13 protein-coding genes are annotated in these 15,561 nt (G+C 75.6%); 4 read left to right on the top strand and 9 right to left on the bottom strand.

What is annotated here, in order from left to right; genetic code table 11:
* Nucleotides 1-47 precede the first annotated feature (47 nt).
* The 9 genes from ACH4UK_RS05460 to ACH4UK_RS05420 all read right to left on the bottom strand — a co-directional run bounded on the left by ACH4UK_RS05460 (nt 48) and on the right by ACH4UK_RS05420 (nt 10,731).
* Nucleotides 48-719: a hypothetical protein gene (locus ACH4UK_RS05460; protein ID WP_398354652.1), complete on the bottom strand. Its 672-nt coding sequence runs from the start codon at nt 717-719 to the stop codon at nt 48-50.
* Nucleotides 720-844: 125 nt separating this feature from the next.
* Nucleotides 845-2,677: a glycoside hydrolase family 3 protein gene (locus ACH4UK_RS05455; RefSeq protein WP_398354651.1), complete on the bottom strand. Its 1,833-nt coding sequence runs from the start codon at nt 2,675-2,677 to the stop codon at nt 845-847.
* A gap of 169 nt (nt 2,678-2,846) precedes the next feature.
* Nucleotides 2,847-3,635: a sugar phosphate isomerase/epimerase family protein gene (locus ACH4UK_RS05450; RefSeq protein ID WP_398354650.1), complete on the bottom strand. Its 789-nt coding sequence runs from the start codon at nt 3,633-3,635 to the stop codon at nt 2,847-2,849.
* Between the two features lie 79 nt (nt 3,636-3,714).
* The gene (locus tag ACH4UK_RS05445) at nt 3,715-4,368 is read right to left on the bottom strand and encodes a GAF domain-containing protein (protein WP_398354649.1); all 654 of its coding nucleotides are present in this window, start codon (nt 4,366-4,368) and stop codon (nt 3,715-3,717) included.
* Nucleotides 4,352-5,245 carry a S8 family peptidase gene (locus ACH4UK_RS05440; protein WP_398354648.1) on the bottom strand — a complete coding sequence of 298 codons (894 nt, stop codon included), beginning with the start codon at nt 5,243-5,245 and terminating at the stop codon, nt 4,352-4,354. The genes ACH4UK_RS05445 and ACH4UK_RS05440 overlap by 17 nt, the downstream gene beginning before the upstream one ends.
* A 3-nt stretch (nt 5,246-5,248) precedes the next feature.
* Complete coding sequence (locus ACH4UK_RS05435) at nt 5,249-8,500, bottom strand: adenylate/guanylate cyclase domain-containing protein (RefSeq protein ID WP_398354647.1); 3,252 nt, start codon at nt 8,498-8,500, stop codon at nt 5,249-5,251.
* A gap of 94 nt (nt 8,501-8,594) precedes the next feature.
* Entirely contained in the window at nt 8,595-8,813 is a 219-nt protein-coding gene (locus ACH4UK_RS05430) for an aroma-sacti cluster domain-containing protein (protein ID WP_398354646.1), read from the bottom strand.
* The gene (locus ACH4UK_RS05425; protein WP_398354645.1) at nt 8,810-9,580 is read right to left on the bottom strand and encodes an iron-containing redox enzyme family protein; all 771 of its coding nucleotides are present in this window, start codon (nt 9,578-9,580) and stop codon (nt 8,810-8,812) included. The genes ACH4UK_RS05430 and ACH4UK_RS05425 overlap by 4 nt, the downstream gene beginning before the upstream one ends.
* Entirely contained in the window at nt 9,577-10,731 is a 1,155-nt protein-coding gene (locus tag ACH4UK_RS05420; RefSeq protein ID WP_398354644.1) for a radical SAM protein, read from the bottom strand. Before ACH4UK_RS05420 ends, ACH4UK_RS05425 begins: the two co-directional genes overlap by 4 nt.
* Before the next feature lie 320 nt (nt 10,732-11,051).
* On the opposite strand from ACH4UK_RS05420, the gene ACH4UK_RS05415 reads away from it, so the two are divergent.
* From ACH4UK_RS05415 to lanKC, 4 genes are all read left to right on the top strand, one after another.
* On the top strand, nt 11,052-11,204 hold the full coding sequence (locus ACH4UK_RS05415) for a hypothetical protein (protein WP_398354643.1): 153 nt from the start codon (nt 11,052-11,054) through the stop codon (nt 11,202-11,204).
* A 95-nt stretch (nt 11,205-11,299) separates the two neighbouring features.
* Nucleotides 11,300-11,452, top strand: a complete 153-nt coding sequence (locus tag ACH4UK_RS05410) for a hypothetical protein (RefSeq protein ID WP_398354642.1) — start codon at nt 11,300-11,302, stop codon at nt 11,450-11,452.
* A 205-nt stretch (nt 11,453-11,657) separates the two neighbouring features.
* Complete coding sequence (locus tag ACH4UK_RS05405) at nt 11,658-12,929, top strand: MFS transporter (RefSeq protein WP_398354641.1); 1,272 nt, start codon at nt 11,658-11,660, stop codon at nt 12,927-12,929.
* Between the two features lie 10 nt (nt 12,930-12,939).
* A complete protein-coding gene (lanKC, locus tag ACH4UK_RS05400; RefSeq protein ID WP_398354640.1) occupies nt 12,940-15,540 on the top strand; it encodes a class III lanthionine synthetase LanKC in 2,601 nt (866 codons plus the stop codon).
* Nucleotides 15,541-15,561: the final 21 nt, after the last annotated feature.

Raw genomic sequence — 15,561 nt, 5'->3', positions numbered from 1 at the left:
GTCACCTGGTGCCGGCCGCGGCATCTCCCGTGGGCTGCGCCTTTCGGTCACGTTCCCGGTGACCGGCGGGCGCAGCCCACCGGCCTGTCCCCGCCCAGGGCGACGAACAGGTCCGTGCTGCCGGGGCACTGTCCCCGCCGCTGCACTGCCGACTCCACCCGGTAGCGCGGGGCGCGGCCGCCCGTGTCCGCACAGGCGGTCTCCGTGACCTGGCCCGCGCGGGAGGCCGTGACGCAGTCCCCGACCACGGTCAGCGGGCCGCCGCCCTGCCCCGGGTCGCCCGGATGCGGGGGCTCCAGGTTCCGCATGCAGGCGTAGCCGGTGGTGAGCCGGGAACGGGCCCCGGTCCCCGTCTCGGAGACATGCAGGACGAAGTCCGTCGCCTCCGGGCAGGGCGGGCCCGACGACGGGGTGCCGAGGTGCCGGGCGAGGACGGAGGCCGCGGCCTTCTCGCTGCGGCAGAACACCTCCCGGATCTCCGGGCCCCGCGAACTGCAGTCGCCGGGGCCGAGGAACACCACCCCGTACGGAGACGGGCCGGGCGAGGCGGGGACGGGCCCCCGGCCGTCGGTGGCGGCCCCGTCCGGGACCCGGCAGGCCGTCAGCAGGAGCGCGGCCATGGTCACGGTCACGGCCAGGAGGGCGACCCGGGCCACGACCCGGACCGGCGGCGGAACCGGCCGGCGACGCCGGGCCCCCGGGGAAGCGTGCTCATCCATGAAGAACCCCCGATACGTCCGTCAAGACGTACACCCGGCGCGGCCCGCCGGAGCGGGGCCACGCCAGGTGCGCGGGGTGCTTTGCGTCCGCGGCCGGATGCCGGGGCCGTCCGGTCGCCGTAGGGCTAGTACGACAGCCCGTGGCCCACCGGATACAGCACCTGCGTCGGGTCGTCCGCGCGCTGCACCGGAACCGGGAGGCTGCCCTCCGGATCGGCGCGGCCCGCGATCACCCGGGCCGCGGCGCGCAGTTCGACGTCGGTCCAGGAGTACGCGGCGAGGCTCGCCGCGACTCCGGTGCCGGTGAGGTGGGCGACGTCGTACGGGTTGCGGACGGCGACGGTGACCACCGGGATCCCGGTCGCTGCCAGGGCGGTGACGAGCGTGCGCTGCGAGCTGCTCGCCGTGACGTTGTACGTCGCCACGACCACCGCGTCCCGGCCCTCGGCGGCGGCCACCGCTTCGGCGATCTTCGCCTGGTCCGGGGCCGTGCCCGTGGACAACGCCCGTGCGGTGAAGCCCAGTTCCCCGAAGGCGTTGGCCAGGGTGCTGGTCGGCGGGCCCGTCGTCCCGGAGGGCGACGCCGGGTCGGCTCCCACCACCAGCAGCTTGCGGTGGGTGCGGCGGGAGAGCGGCAGCAGCGCGCCCGGGTCGGCGAGCAGGGTCGTCGTGCGCTCGGCGATCCGGTCGGCGGCGGCCCGGTGCGCGCGGCTGCCGACCGTGCGCTCCACGCCCCGGTGGCTGACGAACGGGTCCCGGAACAGGCCGAGGCCGCTCTTCAGCCGCAGGATCCGCAGGAGGGATTCGTCGATCCTCGCCTCACTGATCTCGCCGCCCCGCACCGCCTCCAGCACGGCGTTCCAGGCGACGGAGAGGTTCGGCGGGTTCAGCAGCTGGTCCACGCCCGCCAGCAGGGCGAGGACCGGCACGCGGTCGTCGCCGTACTTCGTGCGCACCCCCTCCATGCCGAGCGAGTCGGTGACCACCACCCCGTCGTAGCCCAGCTCCTCGCGGAGGATGCCGGTGAGGATCGGCCGGGAGAGCGTGGCCGGGTCCTCGGACGGGTCGAGTGCGGGGACCACGATGTGCGCGGTCATGATCGAGTCGATGCGGGCCCGGATCGCGGCGCGGAACGGCGGGGCGTCCAGCTCCTCCCACTGCGCGCGGGTGTGGTTGATGACGGGCAGTCCGGTGTGGCTGTCGGTGCTGGTGTCGCCGTGCCCGGGGAAGTGCTTGGCGGTCGAGGCGATGCCCGCGCCCTGATAGCCCTTCACCTGCTCCGCGACCAGGCCGGCCACCGCGTCGGGGTCGGAGCCGAAGGACCGTACGCCGATGACCGGGTTGGCCGGGTTGACGTTGACGTCGGCGTCCGGCGCATAGTTCTGGTTGATGCCGAGCGCGGCCAGTTCGGCGCCGGCGATCCAGGCCGCCCGGCGGGTGTCGGAGCGTGAGCCGCCCGCGCCCAGGGCCATCGCGCCCGGCAGCAGGGTGGCCGGTTCGCCGACCCGGCAGACGATGCCGTGCTCCTGGTCGGTGGAGACCAGCAGCGGAAGCCGGGAGCGCCCGGCGAGCGCGGCGCGTTGGAGGCCGTTGGAGAGGTCGGCGATCTGGTGCGGGTCGCGGGTGTTGTGCGCCCAGGTGAAGTAGATGATGCCGCCGACGTGGTACGTGGAGATCAGCTCGGCGGCGGTGCGAACCCCGATCTCCTCGAGGTTCGCGTCGATGTCGGCCTGGTCGGGGGCGGTCGCGGAGTGCCCGTAGACCCGCATGACGAAGAGCTGGCCGACCTTCTCCTCCAGGCTCATCCCGGCGATGATCCGCCGCAGCCGGTGGTCGGTGAAGGCGTCCGTGGAGTGCGGGGAGGCGGCGGAGGGGGTGGCGAGGACGCCGGTGGCCGCCGCTGCCGCGGCGGTTGCGGCAGCCGTGAGGACGGTGCGTCGTGAGGGGCGGTGGGGCACGTGAGCTCCTTCCCGGGGTGAAAGAAACTTCCAAGTGAGTACGACTATAGGGAAAATAACTTCCAGTCAAGGGTCCGGGCCGTCCACGGCGCCCCCCGCACGCGAACGGATGGACCCCGACGCGGACCCGGTGGCCGCCCCGCACCCGGCCCCGCCGCCACCGTTTCGGCTACTGCTTCGGCGCCCCGAGCCGTAGCAGGTACGCGCGCCCCGCGTCCAGCAGGCCCGGCAGTTCAGCCGCCCCCGGGTGCCAGCGCTTCTCGTACTCCCAGCACACCCACGCGTCCGGATCCAGCCCGTCCAGACAGTCCGCCAGCGGAAGCACCCCGGCGCCCAGCGCCAGCGGCGTGAGGTCGTCGGCCGACGCGACGTCCTTCACCTGGACGTATCCCAGATGCGGTGCGAGCACCGCATGGCTGGCGGCCGGCTCCTCACCCGCGAGCCAGGTGTGCAGCACGTCCCAGATCGCGCCGACCCGCAGATGCCCGACCGTCGCGACGACCCGGGCGGCGTCGAGCCCCGCGCGGTGCGAGTCATGGGTCTCCAGCAGGATGTTCACGCCCATGTCGGCGGCGGCCGGGGCGGCGGCCCCCAGCCGCCGGGCGGCCGTAGCGTCGGCCGCCGCCGGCTCCTGGTCGCCGCCGCCCGGGAACACCCGGACAGCGGACGCGCCGAGATCGCGGGCGAGCTTCACCAACTCGGCCAGTTCCGCCAGGACCGGTTCGTCGTCCCCCTCGGCGGCCACCCGCACATAACCGGCCAGGGCCAGGATCTCCACCCCGCCCGCCTTGAACGCCTCGACCACATCGGCCCGTTCCAGCGAGGAGAGCCCCAGATGCACCGGCTCCTCGGGGTGGACCCGCAGCTCCACTCCCTGGTACCCGTGGTCGGCGGCGAGCCGGACGACCTCGGCGATCGGCGTACCCGGCACTCCGAGGGTGGAGAAAGCGAGTTTCATCGTGTGTGTCCTTACCTTGGTGCCGATGCCCCGCTTCTGCCCGCCGGGCCGGTGGCTACTCCCGGGCTCCGGCGCCTCCTCAGCCGACGCCCCGCAGCAGCCGCTCCAGGCTACCCAGCAGCTTCAGCGCGTCCTCGCGACGCTCACCCTCCAGCGCGCCGCCGGCGAACACCGCGCGATGCTCGGCCTCCCGCACCCGCTCCGGGGTGATCACCCGCAGGGCGGCGGCTGCCTGCCGGGCGAACATCGCGAGCAGGTCCAGCTCCCGGACGCCCGACCGGGCCTGCGGGGAGGGATCCAGCACCTCCAGGACGCCGAGGACCCGGGCATCGCTGATGAGCGGGGCCGCCATCAGGGCGTTCGGGACATACGCGGTCGACTCCGCGAGCGAGCGGTCGAAGGACGGATCGGCGCTCAGGTCGTCCACCACCATCGGCTCGCCCGAGGTCGCCACCCACCCGGCGATCCCGCGCCCGGCCGGGAACCGGCGGCCCACGAGGAACTCCTCGCCCTGCCCGGACACGGCCTGGAAGACCAGCTCGTCCGCCTCCTCGTCGAGCAGGAAGACCGAACTGGCCTCGGCCCCGAAGATGGCGCGGGCCACGTCGACCACCGACTGGAGCAGCTCGCTGCGCGGCGCGTCGGCGACCGTGCCGGGGGAGACGGGGGAGGCGGGGGTGGGGGAGAAAGGGGTGGATGCGAAGGGGGCGGCGGAATCAGTTCTCGGAGTCATCACGGGTATCTCCTGCCGGAGTGGAAGGATGCGGCGCCTGACGCACGTTGGCCGCGGACAGATAGAGGGCGTTCTTGAGCTGGAAGGCCGTCATCCGCGGATGCGCGGACAGGACGCGGGCGCAGAGCCCGGCGACGTACGGGGTGGCGAAGCTGTTCCCCGTGGTGCGGATCGTCCGGCCGCCCAGCCACGGCACGGTCACGTTCTGGCCCGGCCCGAAGAACTCCACCGGGGGATCCGGGTTGTACAGGTGCAGTTCGGGATCGTCCTCCTGGTGGCTGCCCACCGAGATCACCGAAGCGAACCGCCAGGGGAAGCTCTCCACCGGGGTGTTGTGCGCCGAGGCGACGATCACCGTACGGGCGAAGTAGGCGCTGTCGGCCAGGTGGTGCAGCTCCTGCGCGAACCGGGTGCGGGTCGTCGACAGGCTGAGGTTCACCACGTCGAAGCGCTGCTCCACCGCCCAGCGCAGCCCGGCCATCAGGACGTCGCCGGTGCCGGAGAACCGTTCCCCGAGCACCCGCACACTGTGGATCTCGCAGTCCGGGGCGGTCCGGCGGACGATGCCCGCGCACGCGGTGCCGTGCCCGCAGGTGTCGCCGGTGGTCGTCGGCTCGACCGTGATCTCCCCGCTCGCCCCGTCCTTGACGACCACCCAGGAACCGGCCAGCGGGCCGATCAGCGGATGGTCCCGCTCCACGCCCGAGTCCACCACGCACACGCGTACGCCGCGTCCGGTGGCGGGCCCGGCGGGGAGTCCGCCCGGCGGTCCGGTGTCCGCCAGCACCGGTACGTCCCCCGGGCCGCGCCCGCGCAGACTCCACGTCAGCCCCTGCCCCGGCGCCGTACGTGTCCGTTCCGAATCCGTGGTCGTCATCGGTCAGCTCCTCTCCCTCGTCGTGGCCATGGGCCGGGGCGGATGCGCGAGGAACCCGGAGACCCGGCGCACCCCCGGCAGATGCCCCTTGCCCGCGAAGTGCGCTCCGGCCGACCGGGCCGAGGCCCCGGCCTCCAGCCGCCGCCCCAGGGCGGCGAGCGTGTGCGCGCGGTCCAGCTCGGCCGTCGCCTGCACCAGCGGGGAATCGGTGAGCAGCGAGGCCCGGACCGCCCGGTCCGCGTGCCCGGCCGCCTCGTCGGGGTGGAGCCGTGCCGTCAGCCGGGCCCGCAGCCCCGCCAGGTCCACCGCGTCCGCATGGCTCAGCCCCGACGTGTCGCCGACGCCCGCCAGCCGGGCGGCCGCCCGGTCCTCCCGGCCCTCGTCCAGCTCCAGGCGGGCCGCGTCCAGCGCCACCGCCGTCCGCATCCCGGCCGCCCCCGTGCGCCGGGCCGCCGCGTCCGCCCGGCCCAGCAGCTCCAGTGCGGCGGCGCTCCGGCCGAGCAGCGCCTCCACCGTCGCCCGGAACACCGGGAGGAAGACCTCCGCCTCGGCGAACCCCAGCTTCCCGGCCAGGCGCTCCGCCTCGGCCAGGCAGCCCTGCGCCTCCTCGGGCCGGCCCTGGAGGGCGTACAGCACCGCCAGCGGGCAGTTGAGGGTGACCCGGACCGTGGGCCGGCCCGCACCGTGCGCCGCCAGCAGCGTCCGGCAGCGGATCACCGCGGTGGGCACCGGAACCGGCCCGCGCCACAGTGAGATGCCGATCGCGCCGAGCGCCCCGGCCCGCTCCGGCTCCGCCCCGGCCAGCACGGCGTGCTCCAGGGCCCGCGCCTGGTCCCGCTCCGCCTCCTCGTGCCGCCCGGACCGCTGGAACTGCTGGGCGAGCCGCAGATGGGCCCGCGCCCGGCCGGTCGAGTCCCCGGCCGCCTCGAACACCGGGAGCACGGTACGGGCCACGGCGGCGGGGCCGGGCCCCGCACCGCCCGGGTCCAGCACCGCGAGCGCGAGGCGGGCATGCGCGGCCTCCACCGTGTCGGACCCGGTGTCCCGTACCCGGCGCAGCAGTTCGGCCCCCTCGCCGGTGCGGCCCAGCGCCACCCGTACCTCACCGAGCCGCCGCGTCGCCGCGGGGTCCCCGGGGCACAGGTCCACCGCCCGTTCCAGCAGGCCGTGCGCCCAGTGCAGGTCGGACCGGGCGGCGGCCTGCGCCCCGGCCCGGCCCAGCGCGGCGGCGGCCCGGTCGCGCAGCCGCCCGGCCGATGCGTCCAGCAGGCCCAGTTCGGCGCGGTAGCGGTAGGCGCGCTCCAGATGGCCGCCGACCGCGCCGTCGCCGCTGCGCAGCACACTGGGCAGCCCCGCCGCCCAGGCATGGCGTTCGGCCTTGGCCCGCTTGGACAGCGAGGCGTACGCGACCTCGTGCACCAGCCCGCTGCTGAACCGGTAGGCCGCCTCCTCGCGGCCCCCCGGCGGCCCCGACTCCACCAGCCGGCGGCGGCCCAGCACCGCCAACGCCTCATCGACGCGGCGCCGGTGCTCCGGGGCGGCCCCGCCGGTCGTCCCGGCGAGCTGCCCGGCCCCGTGGCCCTCCCCGGCGAGCACGGACAGCTCCAGCCGGACCAGTTCCGGTGCGGTGAACTCCCGGCCGATCACGGCGGCCAGATCCACCACCCCGCGCTCGGCCCTGGCCAGGGCCCCGATGCGGGCGCCCAGCAGGGCCTGGAGCGTGGGCGGCAGATCCTCGCCGGAGGTGGGGCTCCCCGGGCGGGAGGCGGCCGCCGGGTCCGCCCGGTCGCCGATCAGGAGCTGTTCCAGGTAGAGCGGATTGCCCCCGGCCCGTGCCAGCAGCCGGTCGTCCACCGGGGCCGGCCCGCCGTCCGGACCGGCGAGACCGGCGGCGAGCCGCGCCGCCTCCTCGTACGGCAGCCCGGTCAGCTGAAGTCGCCCCGCACCGGCGGGGGGTTCGTCCCCCGCGTCCCCCTCGTCGGGGCCGTCCGGCCGCCCGGCACAGAGCACCAGCACCCCCGCGCACCCCGAGCCGTCCGTCAGCCGGTGCACCGTGCGGACCAGCAGCGGGGCCGCCGCGTGCCAGTCGTCCAGCACCAGCACGACCGGGCGGACCCGGGCGGCCCGTTCCAGGACCGCCGTCAGGGCCGCGCACATGTCCTCGAAGGGCGCGTTCGGCGTGCCGTCGCGCAGCAGGCCCCCGGACAGCAGGGCCATCGCGTCGTCGACCGCCAGCCCGTCGGCCGCGCCCCTCCGCCCGTCCGCCGGACCGGGCGCGGGGGCGGGCTCGGACGCGGGCGCCGTCAGGGAACGCACCGCGTCGGCCAGCGGGGCGAGGGTGCCGTGGTCCCCGTAACTGCGGCACCGCCCCGCGCCGTACAGGAGCGCCCCGGACGCCGACCGCAGCGCCAGCCACTCCCGTACCAGCCGGGTCTTGCCGATGCCCGCCTCCCCGGTGACCCGCAGCAGCCCGGCCCCGCCGCGCACGGCCCGCTCCAGGGCGGCGTCCAGCGCCTGCCGCTCGGTCCCGCGGCCGACGAAGGGGACGTCGAAGCGCCGCAGCAGCTCCGGGTCGTCCGCGCCCAGCGCGAGCAGCCGGTAGGCCTCCACGCTGTCCCGCTTGCCCTTCAGCCGCAGCGGCCCGGTGGGCTCGGCGCTCACCGTCGGACCGGCCGCGAGCAGGGTCCCCGGGCCGATCAGGATCTCGCCCCGGCCCGCGTTCTGCTCCAGCCGGGCGGCGATGTTGACGGTCTCCCCGGAGACCAGGGCCTGCCGGGCGGTCGTGTCCGAACCCGCCACCACCTGACCGGTGTTGACACCGATCCGGGTGGCCAGCTCGATGCCGAGGGTGGCGTCCAGCTCCTCGTTCAGCCGGGCCAGCGCCCGGCGCATCCCGAGCGCCGCCGCCAGCGCCCGGCGGGCGTCGTCGTCCCGGACCACCGGTACGCCGAACACCGCCATCACCGCGTCCCCGATGAACTTCTCCGGGGTGCCGCCCCGCGCCACGATCTCCGCGCTCATCGCCTCGAAGTACCGCAGGGTCACCGTGCGCAGCGTCTCCGGGTCGAGCACCCCGGACAGCGCGGTGGACCCGACGAGATCGCAGAACAGGACGGTCACCGGCTTGCGTTCGTCACCGGACGGGGCGGCGGGGGCCGGACCGGCCCCCGCCGCCCCGGTCGTGCACGGCGTCCCGCAGGACGAACAGAACCGGGCCGTCGGCGGCAGATCCTGCTGGCACGAGAGGCAGTTCATGGCGGGTCCTTCTCTCCGGGATGTCGGGGCGGGTACGGGCCCGGTTCCGGCGCTCCGGCCGGCGCCGGGCCCGTACCGCTGGATCGGCCGCCGGTCAGAACAGCGCGCCGCCGGCGATCTCGCCGTGCGCCTGGACCTCCGGCCCCACGGCGTCCAGTCGGCCCTTGACGTCCAGCAGCAGGGCCAGCTCCTGCGCGGTCAGCCCGCTCAGCACCTCGCGCTGCTCCTCGGTGAGCAGCTCCACGGGGAAGCCCGCCTCGTACAACGCGGCGGGCAGCTCCGGCCGTTCGATGTTCTCGGGTGGTCCGGTCATGGTGTGACTCCCATCGGTGGAACAGGTCCGGCCCCCCGCAGCGACGGCGTCGGTGCGGAGCGCCCGAGCCGGACGAACAGCCGGGTGAGCGCGTCGAGGGAGTGCAGCGCGCTGAGCGACACGGCCACGTCCGGCCCCCGGCCGAGCGGCAGCCGGTCCAGCAGCGCGTACAGCTCGTCCAGGTGCTCCGTGTCGAGCACCGAGTGCTCCCGTACGGTCCGCAGCGCGGCGGCGGGCAGTCCGGTCAGCCGGGCGATGCGGCCGGTGAGTCCGGGAGCGGGTGCGTAGCCCTCCAGTACGGCGATGTAGCCGAGCAGGGCGACCGGGTGGTGGTGCTCGATCCAGTAGTACTGGGCCCCGGCCAGCGAGGCGACCAGCGGGGAGGGCGGCGGGCCGAGTGCGTCCTCGGGGGCGCCGCCCGCCGCCCGGAGGTCCTCCAGCAGCCAGGCGTCGTGGCCCTGCTCCTCCTGGATGTGCTCCTCCAGATAGGCCGCGAGCGGAGCCGCCAGCGGATCGCCGGCGGCGGCCAGGCCCCGGGCGCGGTGCAGGGCCAGCTCCATCAGCGGGACGGAGGCGCGGATGACGGCGTGCATGGTGCACAGATACGTCCGGTAGCGCGGCAGCAGCCCCTCGGAACGCCACATGTGGTGCGTCGCGTCCCGGAACTCCGGCTCCAGCAACTGGAGTTTGACCCGCAGCCGCGCGGAGGCCCCCGTGCGCCGGGCCCCCGCGAACCCCAGCTGCGCGCCCTCGGCCACGGCGCTCATCGGGCGTCCAGCGCGTCGGTATCCGGCAGCGGCGGTCCGCCCGCGACGACCAGCGGCGCGTACGCCGCACAGCCGTGGCGGCGCACGACGCCCTGCGCCCCCTCCCGGGAGCCGCGCACCGCGGCGGTCAGGTCCAGCAGCGCGCCGGCCGCACCGCTCGCCACCGCACGGGCCCCGGCCGCCGCCGCCTCGTCGCCGCCCAGCGCCCGGCAGCCCTCGCAGTAGGAGCCCGCCCGCGGGCCGGAGCCGTACCGGGCGGCCAGATGGGTGGGCCCGACGGTGCGGAGCATGCGCAGCACCGGGGACTCCAGCGCCCGGCGGCGCACGGTCGCCCAGTCGTCGACGCCGATGTGCCCGAGGTCCAGATGGGCCGGTACGGGCCGCCGGTCGACGGTGTCCTGGTTGCAGCAGGCCAGCACGCGGCCGTCGAAGGCGACCACCGGCCAGGCGGCCATCGAGCACGGCGACGCCGCCGCCGGGTCCGGGCCGGTGCGGGCGGGCCTGGCCCAGGCGGCGGCCCGGCCGAACGGCCGCACCTCGTTGACCAGGCACGGGACCTGGCCGCCGAACTCCTGCTCCACCGCCCGGGTGAGGTCGGCGAGATACGGGTCGGACGCGCTGGTCCCGGTGAGGTGGAAGCTCACGGCCACCCCCTCGTCCCGGATCCGGTGCAGGGCGCGGAACACGTCGGCGCGCGGCACCTCGCGTTCGTGGTGGACGTCCAGGGAGGCCGAGAAGTGGTCGACGGAGCGGATCGCGCGCAGGATCGCGGGAGGAATCGCCGCGCCGCGCCGCGCCCGCCGGCTCCCCGGCCGGGCGCTCCCGGCACGGGCGTTCCCGGACCGGGCGAAGAACATGCCGCTGAGCAGCGCGGTACGGGACCCGGCACGGCGTGCCCGGGTGCTCAGCCGCTCGGCGAGCGCGGGCAGCAGCAACGGCTCCCCGCCGGTGAGCATGACGACGTCGGGCCGGTTCTCCTCGGTGAACGAGCCGACGAACCGCTCCAGTTGAGCGCCGTCCGGCTCCTCCCGGGTGAACAGGTCCGACCCGGTCGAGCAGTGCGCACAGCGCAATGGGCAGCGCCGGGTGAGGCCGAGGAGCAGACCTGCGGCCGGAAAGGGCCGCCGTGCGACGAGTTCGGCGAGTTCCATGCGGGCCGCCTCCTTCGGGGCCGGGGCGCGTCGGGCGCGTACCCAGGCTGCGCCGCACCGGTTCGCGGACGGTCCGTCATCGCTTCGGAGCCGGTATGGGCCCAGGTCGGGGCGGCTCCTCGTGGTGCCGCCGGGGCCCGGGAGCCGGTCTTCTCCCGCTCCGAACTGGCCCGATACCGACGCCATACCGCCGCCGAAGCGATCACCAGGCCCGGCTTCCTAACTTTCTCGGCAACGGCAGGCACCGGCCCGCCGCACCGGACACCGAGGGCACAGCCCCCGGGCCCCGGGCCCGCAGTGACGAGTGGATGGAGACCACCATGTCCGAGAACACCAAGCCCACCGCCGACGAGACCCCCGAGGTCGAGGCGCACTCCGTCCTGGACCTCCAGGAGACGGCCGTCAACGCCGACCGCGACATCATCGCGCCGCCCGGCAACTGCATCAGCGTGCTGAGCGTCGTCGAGAACTGATCCCCCCGCACCGGACGCCCCGGGGCACTCCCCGGGGGTTCCGGTCGTCCCGCAGATTCCGGTCATCCCGCAGTGACGAGTGGATGGAGATCACCATGTCCGAGAACACCAAGCCCGCCGGCGACGAGACCCCCGAGGTCGAGGCGCACTCCGTCCTGGACCTCCAGGAGACGTCCGTCCAGGCGGGTGACCAGACCGACGGCAACTGCATCAGCGTGCTGAGCGTCGTCGAGACACAGCCGCTCTGATCCCACCGGGCCGTGCGCCGCGGCGGCAGAGGCCGACGCCTCGCCGCCGCGGCGCCCGGACGGCGGACCGGCGGTACGGGGCGGCTCCAGCACCACGGGAGCCGCCCCGCCGCGCTCCGGCCCCGCCCGCCGCGTGACCCGCGTCCGCACAGCGGACCCACGTCTCTCACACACCGCCCTGCCCGACGACTCCGGGAGCCCCCCGATGGCCACGTCGCTCCGCTCCAACCGGGATTTCCGGCTGCTCTGGATGAGCGGCCTCTTCGCCGTTCTGGGCAGCCAGATGAGCGCCCTCGCGCTGCCCCTGCTGATCCTGAAGGAGACCGGTTCCGCCGTGCAGGCCGGCCTCGTGGGGACGGTGTCCGTCTGCGCCGTGCTGATCACGATGCTGCCGGGCGGGGTCATGGCCGACCGGGTCGAACGCCGCCGCCTGATGCGGCTGTGCGACGTGGGGAGCCTGCTCGCGGTCACCGCCCTGACCATCGCCGTGTGGAACGGGCACGCCCCCATGGTGCTCGTCCTGCTGGTCGGGGTCACCGGCGCCGTGCTGAACAGCGTCTACGCTCCCGCCGCCTTCGGTCTGATGCGCGCGGTCGTGCCGCCGGACCAGATGGGCACGGCGACCGCACGGCTCCAGGCGCGCACCTCCACGGTCCGGCTGGTCGGCCCGCTCGTCGGCGGTGCGCTGTTCGGCGTGCACGAAGCCCTGCCCTTCACCGCCCAGTTCGTCGGGCTGTTCCTCTCGACGGTCTGCGTGGCCCTCGTGCGGACCCGCTCGGAGGCCAGGACCAAGGCCGGTTCGGTGTTCAGCCGCCGGGAACTCACCGCCGGGATCACCTTCCTGTGGCAACTGCCCTATCTGCGTACGGTGCTGCTCGTCTTCGGCCTGGGCATGAACTTCGCGTTCGGCGCCCTCACCTTCACCGCGCTCGCCGTCTTCTCCGAAAGCGGGCGCTCCGGCCTCGGCGGCGGCTTCGTCATCACCTGCGTCTCGGCGGGCGCCCTCGTCGGCGCGCTGCTCGCGCCCCGGCTGGCGCCCGAACGCCACGTCCGGACGCTCATCGTCATCACCTGCTGGAGCTGCGTGGGCACGGCCGCCGCGCTGGCCTGGGCCAGCAGCCCTCTGCTGGCCGGTCTGCTGTGCGCGCTCTGCATGGGCCTGTCGACGGTCGCCAGCATCGGCTTCCTCTCGACCCTGCTGATCGTCACCCCGGAGGAACGGATCGGCCGGGTGCAGAGCGCCGCGAGCTTCCTGTCCTCGGTCGTCCAGCCGTTCGGGCCGCTCGCGGGCGGCGCTCTGCTGACCGCCCTGGGCAGCCGCGGCGCCTTCGGGGTGACGGGGTGCGTGCTGGCCGTCTCGGCGGCCGTGGTGACGTTCGCCCCCTCCGTCCGGACCGGGGCGGCCCCCGCCCCCGACGCCCCGGCGGAAGAAGCCCGACCCGCCCACGACACCGCCGGTCGTCCCGGCGCACTCTGAGGAGAACGCCGTGCCCGGACCGCAGCAGACCCAGCTCTACTGCCTCGCCGACCGTACGTACTACGACACCCCGGCCCGGCTCCGGGACGAGGGGACCCGCTACCCGCTGGACTCCGCCCCGCCCCCCGAGGGCTGGCGCCGGACCCCGGGCGGCCTGTGGACCTCGATGCTGCCCGAACACGGTGAACCGGCCGCACAGGGCTGGAAGATCCATGTCTCCACCGTCCCCGAGGAGGCGGAGGCGACGCTGCGCGACACCACCCGCGTCTGCCTCGCCCACGGTGTGCCGTTCAAGTTCCTGCGCAGCGAGCAGGCGCTCCTGCTGATGTCCGGCAAGTACATGTCCCGCTCCGGCGCGGGGAAGTTCCTCACGCTCTACCCGCCGGACGAGACCGTCTTCCTGCGGGTGCTGGACGAGCTGACCCGGGTCCTCGCCGGGCGGCGCGGCCCGTACATCCTCAGCGACCTCCGGATCGGCGACACCCCGGTGCACGTCCGGTACGGGGCGTTCACCGCCCGTTGGTGCCGGGACGCGAACGGCGAACGGGTCCCCGCCCTGCGCCACCCCTCGGGCGAACTGGTGCCCGACGAGCGCGGGGTGGTGTTCCGGGTGCCGCCGTGGGTCACCGTCCCCGGGGCGCTGCGCCCGCACCTGGCCGCCCGTGCGGCCGCCGGGGACGCCGCCTTCCCCTACACCGTCACCGAGGCCCTCCAGTTCTCCAACGCGGGCGGCATCTACCTGGCCCGGCACCGGGAGACCGGCCGGCAGGTGGTGCTCCGCGAGGCCCGGCCGCACTGCGGGCTCGACGGGGCAGGCGACGACGCGGTGACCCGGCTGCACCGCGAGCACCGGGCGCTGACCGCGCTGGCCGGACTGGACTGTGTACCGACGGTGCACGGGGTCACGACCGTGTGGGAGCACCACTTCCTGATCGAGGAGCACATCGAGGGGGCCACCCTCCTGGAGGAGATCGTCGCCCGCTTCGCCCTCGTCCGCGGGGCGGGCACGGTCGCCGAACTCGCCCCGTACACCGCGTGGGTGGACTCCGTGACCGAACAGCTCGGCCGGGCGCTCGCGGCCGTCCACGGGCGCGGCCTGCGCTTCGGCGACCTGCATCCCAACAACATCATCGTCCGCCCCGACGGCCGCGTGGCCCTCATCGACTTCGAGTACGCCACCGGCCTCGACGACGAGGACACCCCGCTGGCGGGCGCGCCGGGCCTCCAGGCGCCCGCCGGCATCCGCGGCGCCGAGGCCGACGCCTACGCGCTCTGGGCGACCTGGCTCTCCATGCTGATGCCCCTCATGGAGATGGCCGGGCACGACCGGGCCAAGGCCCTGACCCTGGAACGCTGGGCGCGCCGCAGGTACGGCCTGGCGGCGGACGCGGGTCCCCGCCGCCCGGCCGCCCTGGCGACCGTGGAGGACGGCCGGGAGGGCGAGATCGCGGCCCTCCTCGACGGCCCCACCCCCGACTGGGCGGGCCTGCGCACCCGGCTGCTCGCCGGACTCCACGCGGGCGCGACGCCCGAGCGCCGCGACCGGCTCTTTCCCGGCGACCCCAAGTCCTTCGCCACCGGCGGCAGCGACCTGGCGCACGGAGCCGCCGGTGTCCTGTACGCCCTCCACCGCATCGGGGCCCCCGTCCCGGACGCCTGGACCGACTGGCTCGTCGACGCCGCCCGCCGCCGCGACCCCGCGGCGCCCGGCGGCCTGTTCGACGGACTGCCGGGCACCGCGGCCGTGCTGGCCCTGCTCGGCCGCCCGGACGACGCGCGGGAGCTGTTCGCGCGGGCCACCGCCGCCGGGCGCCCCGCCGCCTCCGCCGACCTCCTGACCGGCCGCGCGGGCACGGCCCTGGCCGCCCTCCGGCTGGCCACGGCCGGCACGTCCGCCCCGGACCCGGAGCTGCTGGACACGGCCCTGCGCACCGCCTGGGATCTGGACTGCCTGGTCCGGGGCGAGGCGGTGGCGGGCGGCGGTCTGTCCGCCCCGCCCTCCGCGGGGCTCCTGCGCGGGCTGAGCGGCGTCGCCCTGCTGCACCTCGAACTGCACGCGCTCACCGGCGAGGAGTGGCTGCTGCGCGCCGCCCGCACCGCCCTGTACCGGGACTCCGGCCACTGCGTCGCGATGCCCGACGGCACCGTCCAGGTCAAGGACGGCCGCCGGCACCTGCTCTACCTCGACCAGGGCAGCGGGGGCTTCGCGCTGGTCGCCCACGCCTATCTGGCCCGGCACGAGGCGCCCGCGCTGGCCGGTCTGCTGCCCGGCGTGCACAAGGGCTGCACCAACGAGTTCGTCCGGGAGCCGGGGCTGTTCACCGGCCGGGCCGGACTCGTCGCCACCGCCCGCCAGTTGGAGCGGGGCCCCGCCGGACCCGGCGTCCTGGCCTCCGTACGCAACCTGTCCTGGCACCTGATCGCCGACGAGGACCGGCTGCTGGTGCCCGGCGCGGGGCTGCGGCGCTGCTCCGCCGACCTGGCCACCGGCGCGGCCGGGCTGCTGCTGGCCCTGCACTTCCTGGCCGGGGCGGAGGCCGACGGCCCCTCCTACGGGGCCTCCGCCGACGACCGGCGGCCCGATCTGCTGAAGCTGCTCACCCTGGGCTGACCGGGCTGAGCGGACCGGCCG

The sequence above is a fragment of the Streptomyces sp. NPDC020884 genome (assembly GCF_044333935.1).
In the GTDB taxonomy this organism is placed as follows: domain Bacteria; phylum Actinomycetota; class Actinomycetes; order Streptomycetales; family Streptomycetaceae; genus Streptomyces.
This window is presented reverse-complemented; position numbering and strand designations above follow the sequence as displayed.